Below are 13774 nucleotides of genomic sequence, written 5' to 3'. Positions count from 1 at the left end.
CAGCGACAACGGTCTAAATCGGCTCGGCGCAACAACTTTCGTGTGCGACACATACTTCTCGGAACTATTTTCGATGATTCCGCAGGTCACCTGTTGTGGATGTGCGGCGTGTCGAATGGTCGGTTCTCAGTCGGCTCTCAGTCGATCCGGTCAAACTGGAGGCCATGCGCATTCTGGTAGTCGACGATGATCGCGCGGTGCGCGAGTCGCTGCGCCGGTCGCTCACCTTCAATGGATATTCCGTCGAGCTGGCGGTCGACGGCGTCGACGCCTTGGAGAAGGTCAGCGCGTCCCGGCCCGATGCATTGGTGCTCGATGTGATGATGCCGAGGCTGGACGGTCTGGAGGTATGCCGCCGCCTGCGCAGCACCGGTGATGATCTGCCGATTCTCGTACTCACCGCCCGGGATTCGGTGTCGGAGCGAGTGGCCGGGCTCGACGCCGGCGCCGACGACTATCTGCCCAAACCGTTCGCGCTCGAGGAATTGCTGGCGCGTTTGCGCGCGCTGTTGCGCCGCACCACCGCCGACCCGGCCGCCGATTCCTCGGAGACGATGCGTTTCGCGGATCTGTCCCTGGATCCGGTGACGCGCGAGGTATCGCGCGGCGAGCGCGCCATCAGCCTGACCCGCACCGAATTCTCGCTGCTGGAAATGCTGATGGCCAATCCGCGCCGGGTGTTGACGCGCAGCCGCATTCTGGAAGAGGTCTGGGGCTACGACTTTCCGACCTCCGGTAATGCGCTCGAGGTCTATATCGGCTATCTGCGCCGCAAAACCGAGGCCGAGGGGGAGCCACGATTGATCCACACCGTGCGCGGGGTGGGTTACGTGCTGCGCGAGACTCCTCCGTAGGCCGGGTCGTCGTGGCGAGAGCTCATCCGGGGCACGGTGGCCGTCCCGATCGCGTGGCCCGGCTGGGGCCGCGTCCCGATCCGCACGAAATGCGCCCGCCGATGCCGCTGACCCGATCGGTGTCGCTGCGCTGGCGGGTGACGCTGCTGGCCGCCTCGGTGGTGGCCATCGCCGTCGCGGTGACCTCGATCGCCGCCTACGCGCTGGTCGCCCGCGCCCTGTACGCCGATGTGGACAGTCAGTTGCGCAGCCGCTCGGAGGTGATGGTCAAGAACAACATCGACCTGCAGGGATTTCAGGCGATCATCATGTTCAGCAGCCTGTACTCCAACGATATCGGCATCGCTCTGATCTATCCCGACGTCGATGTGCCCTATGCCCCGCCGCAGCCGATGGATCCGCCGATCGGCCCGGCCGAGATGGCGGTGGCGCACGGTAAGGCGGATGTCTCGCTGCGGACGGCGAACAATCAGCGCGTGCTCGCCCGGCGCACGAAATCCGGTGCCACGCTGGTTATCTCGCGGTCGCTGGAACCCACCCGTGAAGTGCTCGACCGGCTCGCGTGGCTGCTGTTCACGATCGGCGGCTGCGGCGTGCTGGTCGCCGGAGCCGCCGGTGCCACGGTCGGGCGAACGGGGCTGCGGCCCATCGCGCGATTGACCGCGGCCACCGAACGCGTCGCGCGCACCGACGATCTGGCGCCGATACCGGTCACCGGTGACGACGAACTGGCGCGGCTCACCGAGAGTTTCAATCTGATGTTGCGGGCGCTGGCCGAATCTCGCGATCGGCAGCGGCGACTGGTGGCCGACGCCGGACACGAACTGCGCACCCCGCTGACCTCGCTGCGCACCAATATGGAACTGCTCATCGCCTCCTCGCGACCGGACGCGCCGCCGATTCCCGAGGAGGACATGGCCGGGCTGCGCGCGGATGTGATCGCCCAGATCGAGGAGCTGTCCACGCTGGTGGGAGACCTCGTGGACCTGGCCCGTGAGGACGCGCCCGAAACCGTCTACGAGCGGGTCGATCTCGGCGAGGTCGCCGAGCGCGCACTGGAACGGGTGCGGCGGCGGCGCGTGGACGTCCAATTCTCGGCGCAGCTGCGGCCGTGGTTCGTCTACGGCCACGACGCCGGACTGGAGCGGGCCATCCTGAACGTGCTCGACAATGCCGCGAAGTGGAGTCCGCCGGAGGCGCAGGTCATCCTGACCATGCGCGAAACCGGGCCCGGGCTCATGGAAATCGCCATCGACGATGCCGGGCCGGGTATTCCGCCGGAGGAACGGGAACTGGTCTTCGAACGCTTCTACCGCACCACGGCGTCGCGATCGATGCCGGGATCCGGGCTGGGTCTGGCGATCGTGAAACAGGTGGTGTCCAAACACGGCGGCACGATCACCGTGGACACCTCCGAGCGCGGCGGCACGCTGGTGCGCATCGTCCTTCCCGGCGAACCGCCGGTCGCCGGAGAGCGCCGGGCGTGATCACCGGCGATCCGGAATCGCCGGGCGCGCGCCGGGGCGCCCCATAAACTGTGACCCGTGCGGCGTCCCGCTCCCGCGGAAACCCGGATACGGCACGGAGTCACGGAGAACTGAAAGCACGGTCTCAGTCCGCTCTCAGTCGCTGTCACCAGGCTGGGCGACAGACTCGAGGAGAAACGAGAAATATGACCGAGGATTCGAGGGACAGGCGCGGCGAGCCGACCGGTTCGACTCCCCAGTCGGGCGGGGCCGAGCCGACTCCGCCGTCGACAGGTTCCGGAACCGCTTCGCAGTCGGGGGCTGGTGAGACCGCTTCGCAGTCGGGGGCCGGTGAGACCGCTTCGCAGTCGGGGGCCGGTGAGACCGCTTCGCGCGGGTGGGGGCAACCGTCGCAGTGGGCAGGGCCGTCGTCGCAGGCCGGTGGGGCCGACACGGGTGCGCAGTCGCCGGGATCGGGACCGGCCGGTTCGAGTGGGGGCCCGCAGGGGCAGCCCGGCGAGCAAGCATCCGGCGAGCATCGGACCGAGCAGTTCACGAATCCCGGACAGGGCGGGCCCGACCGACCGGGGCAAGGGTACGGACCGGGACAACATCCGGGGTTCGCCGCCGATCCCGCGGCCGGTCACACCGCGCCGATGCCGCCGTACAACCCGTACGCCGCGGGACACGCCTCGGGCCAGGGCTATCAGCAGCCGGGCTCGTACCCCTCCGGCACGCCCTACGCCACCGGCCAGCACCGCGCCGGTGAACCGTATCCCGCCGGTCCGGGCGCCGATTCCACCGGTGCCTACGCCGGGACTCCGCGCCGCCGCGGCCGCGCGGGGTTGCTGGCCGGCGCCGTCGTCCTGGCGCTCGTCGCGGGTGGTATCGGCGGTGCGGTCGGCACCCTCGCCACGCGCTCGGACGACAACAACGCTCCGGTCAACAATGCCCTGAACGCGCCCGCGCCGGTCGATCCCGCCTCGGCGAGCGCACCGCCCGGATCCGTGCCCGCGGTCGCGCAGAAGGTCCTGCCCAGCGTCGTGATGATCCGCGTCGCGGGCGCCAAGGCGGAGGGTGAGGGATCGGGTGTGGTGCTGTCCTCGGACGGGCTGATCCTGACCAACAATCACGTCGCCAGCGGTGCCGGCCCCAACGCCAAGATGGAGGTCGCGTTCCAGGACGGCACGACCGCCAACGCCTCGGTCGTCGGCGTCGACCCGGTCTCGGATCTGGCCGTCATCAAGGCGGCCGGTAAGACCAACCTGACGCCGATCGAACTCGGCACCTCGCGCAACCTGATGGTGGGCCAGCCCGTGGTGGCGGTCGGCTCGCCGCTGGGCCTGGCCGGAACCGTCACCACCGGCATCGTGTCGGCGCTCAGCCGCCCCGTGTCGACCAGTGGCGAGGCGGGCTCGCAGGGCACGGTCATCTCCGCGATCCAGACCGATGCCGCGATCAACCCCGGCAATTCCGGTGGCGCGCTGGTCGATACGAACGGCAAGCTGATCGGCATCAACACCGCGATCGCCACCCTCGGCGCCTCGGAGATGCCCGGTTCACAGAGCGGTTCGATCGGCCTGGGCTTCGCGATTCCGGTCGATCAGGCCCGTCGCGTCGCCGATGAGCTGACCAAGTCCGGCCACGCCACCTATGCTCAGATCGGGATCTCGGTGCGCGCGCAGGACGACGTCAACGGCGCCCGGGTCCTGGACGTGACACCGGACGGTCCGGCCGCCAAGGCGGGCATTCCGTCGGGTGCGATCGTCACCCGGGTCGACGATCAGGTCATCGACTCGGGCAATTCGCTGATCGCCGCCGTGCGGTCGCACCAACCGGGTGACAAGGTGAAGGTCACCTACACCGATCCACAGGGACAGAATCCGAAAACCGTCGAGGTGACCCTCGGCGCCGCACCGGCGGAGGGTGGCCGATGATCCGTGAACCGCGTCCTTTGACAGTGCTCCCGACACCCGACGCCGACGAGCCCGGGGGACCGGAGTGGTTGTCGCCCACGGACGCTACGGTGAGCAACATGGAAATCGATGCTCCCGTTGCGGGCCGGGCACTTGTTGTGGTCGTGGACGATCGAACCGCGCATGGCGGGGTGGACTCGCTGGGGCCACTGGTGACCGAACTGCTCACCGAATTCGGCTTCCTCGTCGACGCCACGGTGTCGGTGGCCGGCGACGAGATCGAGATTCGCAACGCCCTCAACACCGCCGTGATCGGCGGGGTCGACCTGGTGATCTCCGTGGGCGGCACCGGTATGTCGCCGCGCGATGTCACCCCGGAGGCGACCCTCGAGGTGCTCGATCGCGAATTGCCCGGCATCAGCGAGGCGCTGCGTGCCTCCGGACTCGCGGCCGGTTCGCTCGACGCCGGTCTGTCGCGTGGTCTGGCCGGGGTCTCGGGCAGCACCCTGGTGGTCAATCTGCCCGGCACCCGCGATGCCGTGCGCGACGGTATGGCGACGCTCGGCCCGCTGGTGAGCCGGGTCGTCGACGAACTGTCCGGCTTGGCGGAATAATCACGGTATGACCGACCGGCCGGCAAGGGCGCAACCCCCGGGCGATTCGCACTCCGCGGATCGCCCGGCGAAGGGCCGCGCCCGGTCGGCCGCGGAGGCCGCGCGCCTGGCGCGGGTCTTCGGCGAGACGCTGCCGCGCACCAGCAGCGACGAGCGCGCCCCAGACGGTGAGCTCCCCAGCTCCTCGGACGATTGGCTGCGCGCGCAGGTGCCCCCTCATCACGGATAACCCGCGACGTTGATGCCGATATCTGCGGTTATCGGCTGTGTCCCAGATCATGAGGCATTTCACCGTCCGATGTTGGCGGCGGTGAGGCGTGCCGTTTATTGTCCCGTTCGGGCTGCTTCACCTGCGGTTCTCGAGGGCTCCGGATAGGCGCGCGTCGCGCCCCCCCGGTGGAGTTCGAGGCCGCCCGCAAGAACCTGATGAGGGGACATATGAATACGAACCGTGCGAACGGCCGGCAGTGGGGTGCGCGCGTCGCCGGCCTCGGCGCCGCCGCGGCCGTGGCGCTCGGCCTGTTCTCCACCGGCGCCGCCGACGCCGACACCTTCGTCGCGCTGCCCGGCGGCGATCTGTCCAAGACGCTGTCCGACGGCACCGTGGTGCACGTCTGGCTGGACGGCGAATCCGCGAATATCGATCCGTCGCTCGGCGCGACGCCGGTGCACCGCAATGCGCGGGTCTCCGGCAACGCCCATGTCGAACTGTCCGGCGACACCACCGTCGTGGGCGGCAGCATCTACCCCGGATACACCGTGGGCTGCCAGGTCGACATCTCCGGCGGCGGCGTCGACGGCGGTCCCGGCGCGAGCATGGACTGGAGCGACGGCGAGAACGCCAAGCCGGATGCCGGCGGAAATATCGGCGGCAACCTGACTCTCGGTCCGGGCCAGGCGAAGTCGTTCTACGTCCTCGACACCGAGGAGAAGGACGACTTCGGACAGGACGTGCACAAGACCCGCAACAAGTTCCAGGGTGCCGACGGTTCGGTGGGCTGGTCCGACGAGACCATCGGCCTGACCGGATGTGCCGGTTACGCGCAGGCGCGCGCATTCGTCAGCGTCGAGGTCGAGACCGACAACGTCATCGCCTGGGTGACGCTGTGGGGCAAGGCGTTCAGCCTGGGCTGAGCTGTCCGGATATGCGGCAGGGCCGGCGCCGTCACCGGCTCCGCTGCGTATCTCCCTGTCGGCGTAGGGAATCGACGTCGGCGAACTCGTGCCGGCCGCCGGCGCTCTTGCTGCCCTCCGAGAGCAGATCACGGATCTCGGTGAGCAGTGCGACCTCGGTCATCACGGCTTCCTTCTCGGTGCCGTAGCGCTTCATCAGCCGGCCCGCCGGTAGCACCAGAATGAAGTACAGGATCGCCGCGATGAGGATGAAGTTGACCACGGCGGTGACGATGGGGCCGAGTGCGATGAATGTGGACGGTTTACTGGAATCCAGATAGAAGCCCCAGCCGTGTTCGTTCGCGCCACCGAACACATCCAAGAGGGGATTGACGATTCCGGTCACGATGGCGGTAACGACCGCGGTGAACGCGGTACCGATGACGACCGCGACCGCCAGATCGATCACGTTCCCGCGGAGCAGGAAATCCCTGAAACCTTTCAGCATTGCGGCTCCTGTCTCATCCGGCGTGCCCGGGCCTCGCCGTTCGGTCTGGTCGTGGCATCCGATGCGATTGCTTTCCGCTATCGAATGAGGTACTCGGGATGCTAACGGACAGTTGTGGCAAATGCTTGGCGAACACAGCGAACGTCAGTGAAACACCACGGTCAGGGCGGTGTGCAACGAGGCGGCCGCGACGGTGGTCGCATGCCCCGGATCGAGGGCCAGCAGCACGATTCGTTCGGGGGACGCGCGGGTCCGGGAACCGGTGTCGGCCGCACCGGAAATGAGGACGACCGCGGCATCGGTGGCGAGGGTATGTGCGGACGGTGAACGCTCCCGTGGCGCAATCGCCTCCGGATCGCCGTGCGCGCCGGTGTCCTCCGCGGCGACCACGTCCACGCGGTCGCCGGGGCGCAGAATGTCGGCAATCGCGTTGTCCGCCAGACGCATCGGCACGATTCGGGCATTCGGCGTGCCGGCCGCCGCGGCTGCCAGGCGTGGGCCGACGATCCGGAGGTCGGTGAGTATCTCCCCGGCGTGCACAGCCCCGGTCGAGGTCGCGCCGAGCACTGTCGCGGGATCGGTGACGGCGCCTTCCGGTACCGCGTCCGGTGGCAGGTCCGCGTACCGCAGATCCGCGGGAACCAGCACCTGTCCGGGTTGGACGTCCCGTGCCGCGACCACCACCGGTGTGCGGTGCCCCGCTGGATCGCCGCGCAGGGCGACGACGGCTGCCGTGGCGGCCAGTCCGACGGCGGCCAGCCGGCGGATCAGGGTCAGGTCCAGCCAGGGTGGCCGTATCCGGGACAGGAATTCGGTGCCACGAGCATGGCCGAGATCGGTATCGCCGGCGCGTAGCCGATCGAATCGCAAGGTCCGCATACCGGCCACCGTAGGGTCCACGGCAGGACTGTCATCCAGGAAAAGAGCAGGTCAGAACTTTTCTGTGGATAACGGAAAGGCTGTGGACAACTGAGGACGGCACGGCCGGAGGGGCGTGACCGGCCGGGCGGTGCGTGGCCGCCCGGTGCGGCGATGGGTCAGGCGACGGCGGTGCTGGTCGACGAGGAGGTCGACGACGAACCCGAGCTGCTCGACGAGCTGGACGAACTGCTGGAGCCGGCCGAATCGCTCGACTTGGATTCGCTCGACTTCGCGGCGGGCTCACTGGCCGACGACGAGCCGTTGCGGCTGTCGGTGCGGTAGAAGCCGCTGCCCTTGAAGACGATGCCGACCGAGTTGAACAGCTTGCGCAGCTTGCCGTTGCACTTCTCGCAGGTGGTCAGGGCGTCATCGGAGAACGACTGCACGATGTCGAACTTGTCGCCACACTGCGTGCACTGATACGAGTAAGTAGGCACCTGCGAACCTCCACGGTTTTCGTCTTTTAGCACTCTACAGCCGACAGTGCCAACAGTGCCAATCCGGTCTTGATTCCCATGGTGCTCGTGAGGTCGCACCGGCGCCACCGAGTCCGGGCGCCCGGTGCCCGCTTCATACGCTCGAGTATCGACCGCCGATCTCGCGATCGCCGGCATCGAGCCTGCACAGCCCGGCCTCCGGCAGCAATGCCCACCCCATCCGGCGATCATGGGGTTCCTCCGGCAGCGCATCCAGCAGTTCCGGGTCTCGAACGACCGCCACCAGACGTGCGTCCGGTCGCGCCGCGGGCAGCGTCCGGTCGTAATACCCGGCGCCTCGCCCCAGCCGCACACCGCGCCGATCGACCGCGAGTGCCGGGATCACGATCACCTCCGGCCATTCGATCGCCGCCACGCCCAACGGCGGCCCGTCGGGCTCGAGCAGTCCGTAGCGGGCGCGCCGGAGCCTCTCGATTCCCGTGTATTCCGCCCACCCCAGCGGACCGGGCGGTCCCGTCACGGGGACCATCACTCGAGCCCCCGCGACCCGCAGCGCGTCGAGCATCGCGACCGAACCGGGCTCACCCGCGACCGGGATATACCCCGCCACCCACCGCGAGCCGGGAGCCTCCGAGCCGGATCCTCCCGCCGGGCGGCGATCGTCGCTGTGCGGCCCAGCGCCTCGCGGCCGGTCGATGTCCAGTACCCGCGCCACCGATCGGCTCAGCGCCTCGGCCTCCGCGGCCCTGGTCTCCGGCGGCACCGCCGCCCGGGCGGCCAGCAATTCCGCTCGCCACCGCCCCTTGTCCCGCTGACCGGCGATCTCCACAGGGCTCACCCTAGGTGGGCGAACGGTGAGTTTGCCCGCTCCCGTGTTTCCGGGTGCCCTCGGCGGGGAATCGCTGACCCGACGCGGTACCGCGAACTCGCTGGTGAGGGTTGCTGCCGCACCGTTTCGGTGCGACGGCGCCGCCGCGGCCGCCTAGGCTTCCCAGATGCCGGGCCGGTGTTGAGCCGGTCCGACGACAAGAGCGATGGATAGGGTGTGCACTTATGACAGCTGACGCCGGATCGGACGCGACGCAGGCCGTGAGTTCCTGCTTCCGCACCGCGGTGGTTCCCGCGGCCGGACTCGGGACACGGTTCCTGCCCGCGACCAAGACCGTGCCGAAAGAGCTGCTGCCGGTGGTGGACACACCCGGTATCGAGTTGGTGGCCGCCGAGGCCGCCGGCTCGGGCGCCCAGCGGCTGGTCATCGTGACCTCGCCCGGAAAGGACGGGGTCGTCGCGCACTTCGTCGAGGATCTGGTGCTGGAGAGCACGCTCGCCGAACGCGGGAAATTCCAGCTGCTGGAAAAGGTGCGCAAGGCTCCCGGCCTGCTCGATGTGACCTCGGTCGTACAGGACGAGCCGCTCGGGCTGGGCCACGCCGTCGCCCAGGCCGAGCAGGCGCTCGATCCCGACGAGGACGCCATCGCGGTATTGCTGCCCGACGACCTGGTGCTGCCCTGCGGCGTCCTCGACGTGATGAGCCGCGTCCGGCGCAAACGCGGCGGCACGGTGCTCTGCGCGATCGACGTCCCGAAGCAGGAGGTCGGCGCCTACGGCGTCTTCGACGTGGAGCCGGTGACCGACAGCACGAACCCCGACGTGCTGCGCGTGGTCGGCATGGTGGAGAAGCCGGCGCTCGAGGAGGCGCCGTCGACCTTCACCGCCGCGGGCCGGTATCTGCTCGATCGCGCGATCTTCGACGCGCTGCGCCGCATCGAGCCGGGTGCGGGCGGTGAACTCCAGCTCACCGACGCCGTATCGCTGCTGATCGCTGAGGGACATCCGGTTCATGTCGTCGTCCACCGTGGGTCGCGCCACGACCTCGGCAACCCTGGCGGTTATCTTCGTGCTGCGGTCGATTTCGCTTTGGAGCGAGACGAATACGGCCCCGCCTTGCGCGAGTGGTTGCAGCGTCGGCTTGCTCCGGATTGGAACCCGCAGCTGATCTCGTCGTGACGGCGGGGTCGGCCGGGTCTCGTCACCGCGGGACCGGGTGATCAGTCGGAGTAAAGGGGAAGGGCGGCATGCGCTCGGTTGAGGACCAGCAGATCAAGGTGACCGCGGCGGCCGTCGCCCCGCGGCCGGTCCGGGTCGCGATTTCCGAGGCCCAGGGTCTGCTGTGCGCCGAGGATGTGGTCACCGAGCGTCCGCTGCCCGGATTCGATCAGGCCGCCATCGACGGATATGCCGTGCGCAGTGTGGATGTGCAGGGCGCCGGTGCCGATATCCGCACCGAGGACGGCGATCCGATCGATCTGACGCTGCCGGTGGTCGGTGAGGTCGCCGCCGGTTCGCGCCAGCCGATCCGGTTGCAGCCGCGGCAATCGGTGCGGATCGACACCGGTGCGCCGCTGCCCACGCTGGCGGATGCGGTGCTGCCGCTGGATTTCACCGACGGCGGCCGGGCCCGGATCAAGATCTACGAGCCGGTCCGGTCCGGCGATTACGTGCGGCGCATCGGTGACGATGTGCAGCCCGGCGATATCGCGGTCCGGGCGGGCACCATCATCGGCGCGGCGCAGGTCGGTCTGCTGGCGGCGGTCGGGCGGGACAAGGTGCTGGTGCATCCGCGGCCGCGGCTGTCGGTCATCTCGATCGGTGGCGAACTGGTCGACATCGACCGCACGCCCGGTCCGGGGCAGGTCTACGACGTGAACTCCTACGCCCTGGCCGCCGCCGCCCGCGACGCCGGCGCCGATGTGAATCGGGTCGGCATCGTCAGTGCCGATCCCAAGCGCCTGCGCGATGTGGTCGAGGGACAGCTGGTGCGTTCGGAGGTGGTCGTGATCGCGGGCGCGGTCGGCGGCTGGGCCTCCGATCAGATCCGCGAGGCCCTGGAGGGGCTGGGCGAACTGACCATCGATCGGGTCGCCATGCATCCCGGTTCCGTGCAGGGTTTCGGCCGGCTCGGCCGCGACGAGGTCCCGACGTTCCTCCTGCCGTCGAATCCCGTTGGCGCACTGGTGGTTTTCGAGATCATGGTGCGGCCGCTGATCCGGATCGCGCTGGGGCGCCGGCATCCGATGCGCCGCGTGGTGCGGGCCCGCACGATCATGCCGATCACCTCGATGGAGGGCCGCCGCGGCTATCTGCGCGCCCAGTTGATGCGCGACGAGCAGACCGGCGAGTACCTGGTCCAGCCGCTGGGGGTCAACGGCTCGTCGCATCTGCTCTCGACCCTGGCCGAGGCCAACAGCCTGATCGTCATCGACCCGGAGGTCACCGATATTCGCACCGGTGACGAGGTCCAGGTCGCATTTCTCGCACAGCGCGGGTGATCTGTGGACATGAACGTATTCCGGGCCGCCCAGCATCCCGGCTGGCCCGCCCATCTCGGTCCGGTTCGGGTCGCGGGCGGACGGGTGACCCTGCGCCCGATCCGGCTGCGCGACGCGGCCGCGTGGTCGCGTATCCGCTTGCGCGACCGCGAACATCTGGAGCCGTGGGAACCGACCGGCCGGGGTAGCTGGGAGGCGCGCAATCACGCCTCCAACTGGCCCGCGCTGTGGTCGAGTCTGAAGGCCGAGGCGCGGCGGGGTGCGATGGTGCCGTTGGTGATCGAGGTCGACGGATCCTTCGGCGGCCAGCTGACCATCGGCAACATCGTGCGCGGGGCGCTGCGCTCGGCGTGGATCGGCTACTGGGTCGCCAAGGACGTCGGCGGCCAAGGGGTGGCCACCGCCGCGCTGGCGATGGGCCTGGACCACTGTTTCGGGCCCGTGGGCCTGCATCGGGTGGAGGCGACGGTACGTCCGGAGAATCTGCCCAGCCAGGCGGTCCTGCGCAATGTGGGCTTCCGCGAGGAGGGCACATTGCGGCGCTATCTGGACGTCGACGGCGCGTGGCGGGACCATCTGCTGGTCGCGATGACCGCCGAGGAGGTATCCGGCACGGTCGTCGATCGCCTCATCCGCTCCGGTCGTGCCACGCCGCCGTGAGTGGCCCGGTCACGCGGCGTGTCCCGCGTCGACGCGCCCGGGCCGGGTGATGACCGGCTTGTGACGGGTGGGACGGGTGTGGGCGGCGCGCCTGCGCGATATTCCTGTGACGCCGGATTAACCTACGGACGTCGGTGGTGCGTCCGGTGCCAGGACGGAACAGGTGGCGAGAACCTGCCCAGTGGTCGAGAAGGGACAGTGGTCAGGCGGGGACGGAGGTGGGAGCGCGATGCCGAATTCGATCTTGTGGATCGCGCTGGTCGTGCTCTGGGTCTTCGTGCTGTTCCCGATGCTCGCGGATCGGCATCCGCGGATCCGCCGCACCACGGACGTGGCCCTGGCAACCCGGGTGCTGCATCGAGGCGGTACCAGACGACGTGCGAAGAAAGGGCCGGCCACCGGACATGAGACCGATCCGGACTGGGTGCCGGCCCCTCGGCAGAAAAGGCTTTCCCACGGCGATGATGCGGAGGACCGGATGACGACATCGGCCGATGAGCCCGTCATCGAGGACGACCGGAACGCACCCGAGCGCGCCGAATCGGAGGTGACGCGGGCCCGCCGGAGTGCCGGTGATCCGCCCGGTCGCGCCGTCGCGGCCGAGGAACACGCACCCGAAACCCCCGTCGACGCCGCCGATGCCGAGCCGGGCGGCGACGTCGACGGCACAGCCGAAGGCGAGGGCGACCGTGACCTCGCCGGAGACGCCCACACCAGTGATCCGGACGATGCCGAGGATCGTGAGGAGGCCGACGACGTAGCGGCCGCCGCCGAGACCGAGGATCGCCCGCAGACGAGTATGGCCCGTATCCCACCCGCGCCCAGCGCGGCCGTTCCCGCCCGGCGCGGCGACGTGGCTCCCGACGACGACCTCGATGACGACCTCGATGACGACCTCGATGACGACCTCGATGACGACCTCGACGACTCCGGCGACATCGACGACCGCGCTGGCGACGAACCCGGGTCGACCGCACGCGATTTCGTCCCGTCCCGGCGTGGCCGCGGCGGGTTCGATCCGGAGGCCGACGCGATCGCGCGCGCGGCCCGGTATCGCTTCCGGCAGCGCACCGCACTCGGATTGATCCTGAGCACACTGCTTTTCGGCGCCTTCGCGATCGTCGTGAGCGCGACCCTGTGGTGGGGGTGTGCGCTCTCGGTGGTGGCGTTCGGGGCCTATCTGGCGTATCTGCGGCGGCAGGTGCGGTTCGAGGAGGACATCCGCCGGCGACGCGCGGCGCGGCTGCCCGGGGCGCGGCAGCGCCCGGCCGCCAACGCCGAACCCGTTGCGCAGGACCAGGTCCGGGCCGAGCGGCGCCCGGGTATGGACCGCGACGCCGCTCGTGCCCTGCGCCGCCGTGCGGTGGTGCTCGACGTCGACGACGAGGACCCGCTGTTCGACCATCTGGAGCATTTCGACGCCGCCGCTGCCCGGGCCACCCGGAACCGGGCGGCGGGTGGCGAAATCCGCCGCGCCGCAGGCGAATAGGAGCCGACAGCCGGTCGACGACGGCCGCCGCATCGTAGCCAGGAGCTGCGAGCGGCGGCCGTTTCGGCGTGCTGGGGCGATTTTTCGCCGCTGCGAGGGGGCGAATCGGCATCTGTGGCTAACTTTCCGCATCCCACTTGGGGGGTGGGGCGTGGTGAGCTGTCAGCCGGAATGTGAAACGCCCGTGTCCACTCACCGGGAGTGTCGAGAAGGCGGCTAATTCATAGATAACCTTTTGCCGTTGTGATCTGCCCGTTACGAGTGGCTCGCGGGCTATTTCGGGAGTAAGCTCGGGCACCGTGCAGAATCGCTGTCCACAAGATCGAAGGATTTAATCCTTCCGGTACGGATGCGTGGTCACGGGTATTGACACGCCGCAGCAGGTGAGGACGCTGCGCGTGGGGTAGCTGGGCGGTTGGAAGGGTTGATCGACGTGTATGAAAGCACTCTGCTATCGATTTTCACCG

General features: G+C 69.1%; 14 protein-coding genes. 10 read left to right on the top strand and 4 right to left on the bottom strand.

The genetic code is table 11. From position 1 onward, the window contains the following. Positions 1 to 164 precede the first annotated feature (164 nt). From AC5592_RS14780 to AC5592_RS14755, 6 genes are all read left to right on the top strand, one after another. Positions 165 to 854, top strand: a complete 690-nt coding sequence (locus tag AC5592_RS14780; protein WP_036505531.1) for a response regulator transcription factor — start codon at positions 165 to 167, stop codon at positions 852 to 854. An 89-nt stretch (positions 855 to 943) separates the two neighbouring features. Beyond that, on the top strand, positions 944 to 2341 hold the full coding sequence (locus AC5592_RS14775; protein ID WP_083871259.1) for a sensor histidine kinase: 1398 nt from the start codon (positions 944 to 946) through the stop codon (positions 2339 to 2341). Positions 2342 to 2976: 635 nt separating this feature from the next. Beyond that, complete coding sequence (locus tag AC5592_RS14770; protein WP_157121870.1) at positions 2977 to 4257, top strand: S1C family serine protease; 1281 nt, start codon at positions 2977 to 2979, stop codon at positions 4255 to 4257. Positions 4258 to 4355: 98 nt separating this feature from the next. Next, the gene (locus tag AC5592_RS14765) at positions 4356 to 4850 is read left to right on the top strand and encodes a MogA/MoaB family molybdenum cofactor biosynthesis protein (protein ID WP_081879443.1); all 495 of its coding nucleotides are present in this window, start codon (positions 4356 to 4358) and stop codon (positions 4848 to 4850) included. Between the two features lie 7 nt (positions 4851 to 4857). Next, positions 4858 to 5079 (top strand): hypothetical protein, encoded by a 222-nt coding sequence (locus tag AC5592_RS14760; protein WP_036505459.1) that lies wholly within the window; start codon positions 4858 to 4860, stop codon positions 5077 to 5079. 209 nt (positions 5080 to 5288) lie between these two features. Beyond that, positions 5289 to 5984, top strand: coding sequence for an MspA family porin (locus AC5592_RS14755; protein ID WP_063064536.1), 696 nt, complete (start codon positions 5289 to 5291; stop codon positions 5982 to 5984). A 31-nt stretch (positions 5985 to 6015) separates the two neighbouring features. On the opposite strand, the gene mscL is transcribed toward AC5592_RS14755, so the two are convergent. The 4 genes from mscL to AC5592_RS14735 all read right to left on the bottom strand — a co-directional run bounded on the left by mscL (position 6016) and on the right by AC5592_RS14735 (position 8658). Further along, positions 6016 to 6471, bottom strand: coding sequence for a large conductance mechanosensitive channel protein MscL (gene mscL / locus AC5592_RS14750; protein ID WP_036505457.1), 456 nt, complete (start codon positions 6469 to 6471; stop codon positions 6016 to 6018). 144 nt (positions 6472 to 6615) lie between these two features. After that, complete coding sequence (gene cpaB, locus AC5592_RS14745) at positions 6616 to 7350, bottom strand: Flp pilus assembly protein CpaB (RefSeq protein WP_083871255.1); 735 nt, start codon at positions 7348 to 7350, stop codon at positions 6616 to 6618. A gap of 158 nt (positions 7351 to 7508) precedes the next feature. Then, positions 7509 to 7829: an FmdB family zinc ribbon protein gene (locus AC5592_RS14740; RefSeq protein ID WP_083871254.1), complete on the bottom strand. Its 321-nt coding sequence runs from the start codon at positions 7827 to 7829 to the stop codon at positions 7509 to 7511. A 133-nt stretch (positions 7830 to 7962) separates the two neighbouring features. Beyond that, a complete protein-coding gene (locus AC5592_RS14735; RefSeq protein WP_063064501.1) occupies positions 7963 to 8658 on the bottom strand; it encodes a 5-formyltetrahydrofolate cyclo-ligase in 696 nt (231 codons plus the stop codon). 224 nt (positions 8659 to 8882) lie between these two features. Here AC5592_RS14735 and AC5592_RS14730 point away from each other — a divergent pair, with 224 nt between their 5' ends. The 4 genes from AC5592_RS14730 (at position 8883) to sepX (ending at position 13307) form a co-directional block, all read left to right on the top strand. Beyond that, positions 8883 to 9836 carry a UTP--glucose-1-phosphate uridylyltransferase gene (locus tag AC5592_RS14730; protein WP_063006652.1) on the top strand — a complete coding sequence of 318 codons (954 nt, stop codon included), beginning with the start codon at positions 8883 to 8885 and terminating at the stop codon, positions 9834 to 9836. Between the two features lie 68 nt (positions 9837 to 9904). Next, the gene (gene glp / locus AC5592_RS14725; protein ID WP_036505452.1) at positions 9905 to 11158 is read left to right on the top strand and encodes a molybdotransferase-like divisome protein Glp; all 1254 of its coding nucleotides are present in this window, start codon (positions 9905 to 9907) and stop codon (positions 11156 to 11158) included. A 9-nt stretch (positions 11159 to 11167) separates the two neighbouring features. Continuing rightward, positions 11168 to 11818: a GNAT family N-acetyltransferase gene (locus tag AC5592_RS14720; protein ID WP_036505451.1), complete on the top strand. Its 651-nt coding sequence runs from the start codon at positions 11168 to 11170 to the stop codon at positions 11816 to 11818. Between the two features lie 229 nt (positions 11819 to 12047). After that, complete coding sequence (sepX, locus tag AC5592_RS14715; protein WP_063064500.1) at positions 12048 to 13307, top strand: divisome protein SepX/GlpR; 1260 nt, start codon at positions 12048 to 12050, stop codon at positions 13305 to 13307. Positions 13308 to 13774: the final 467 nt, after the last annotated feature.

The organism is Nocardia violaceofusca NBRC 14427, assembly GCF_963869435.1.
Classification (GTDB): domain Bacteria; phylum Actinomycetota; class Actinomycetes; order Mycobacteriales; family Mycobacteriaceae; genus Nocardia; species Nocardia aobensis.
Note: the sequence above shows the minus strand (reverse complement) of the source record. Positions and strands in the feature narration are given on the sequence as shown.

Coding starts and splice junctions, on each gene's coding strand:
- AC5592_RS14755 (WP_063064536.1), top strand. CDS start 5,289: ATGAATACGAACCGTGCGAACGGCCGGCAGTGGGGTGCGCGCGTCGCC.
- AC5592_RS14765 (WP_081879443.1), top strand. CDS start 4,356: ATGGAAATCGATGCTCCCGTTGCGGGCCGGGCACTTGTTGTGGTCGTG.
- glp (WP_036505452.1), top strand. CDS start 9,905: ATGCGCTCGGTTGAGGACCAGCAGATCAAGGTGACCGCGGCGGCCGTC.
- AC5592_RS14720 (WP_036505451.1), top strand. CDS start 11,168: ATGAACGTATTCCGGGCCGCCCAGCATCCCGGCTGGCCCGCCCATCTC.
- cpaB (WP_083871255.1), bottom strand. CDS start 7,350: ATGCGGACCTTGCGATTCGATCGGCTACGCGCCGGCGATACCGATCTC.
- mscL (WP_036505457.1), bottom strand. CDS start 6,471: ATGCTGAAAGGTTTCAGGGATTTCCTGCTCCGCGGGAACGTGATCGAT.
- AC5592_RS14780 (WP_036505531.1), top strand. CDS start 165: ATGCGCATTCTGGTAGTCGACGATGATCGCGCGGTGCGCGAGTCGCTG.
- AC5592_RS14775 (WP_083871259.1), top strand. CDS start 944: ATGCGCCCGCCGATGCCGCTGACCCGATCGGTGTCGCTGCGCTGGCGG.
- AC5592_RS14760 (WP_036505459.1), top strand. CDS start 4,858: ATGACCGACCGGCCGGCAAGGGCGCAACCCCCGGGCGATTCGCACTCC.
- AC5592_RS14770 (WP_157121870.1), top strand. CDS start 2,977: ATGCCGCCGTACAACCCGTACGCCGCGGGACACGCCTCGGGCCAGGGC.
- AC5592_RS14730 (WP_063006652.1), top strand. CDS start 8,883: ATGACAGCTGACGCCGGATCGGACGCGACGCAGGCCGTGAGTTCCTGC.
- sepX (WP_063064500.1), top strand. CDS start 12,048: ATGCCGAATTCGATCTTGTGGATCGCGCTGGTCGTGCTCTGGGTCTTC.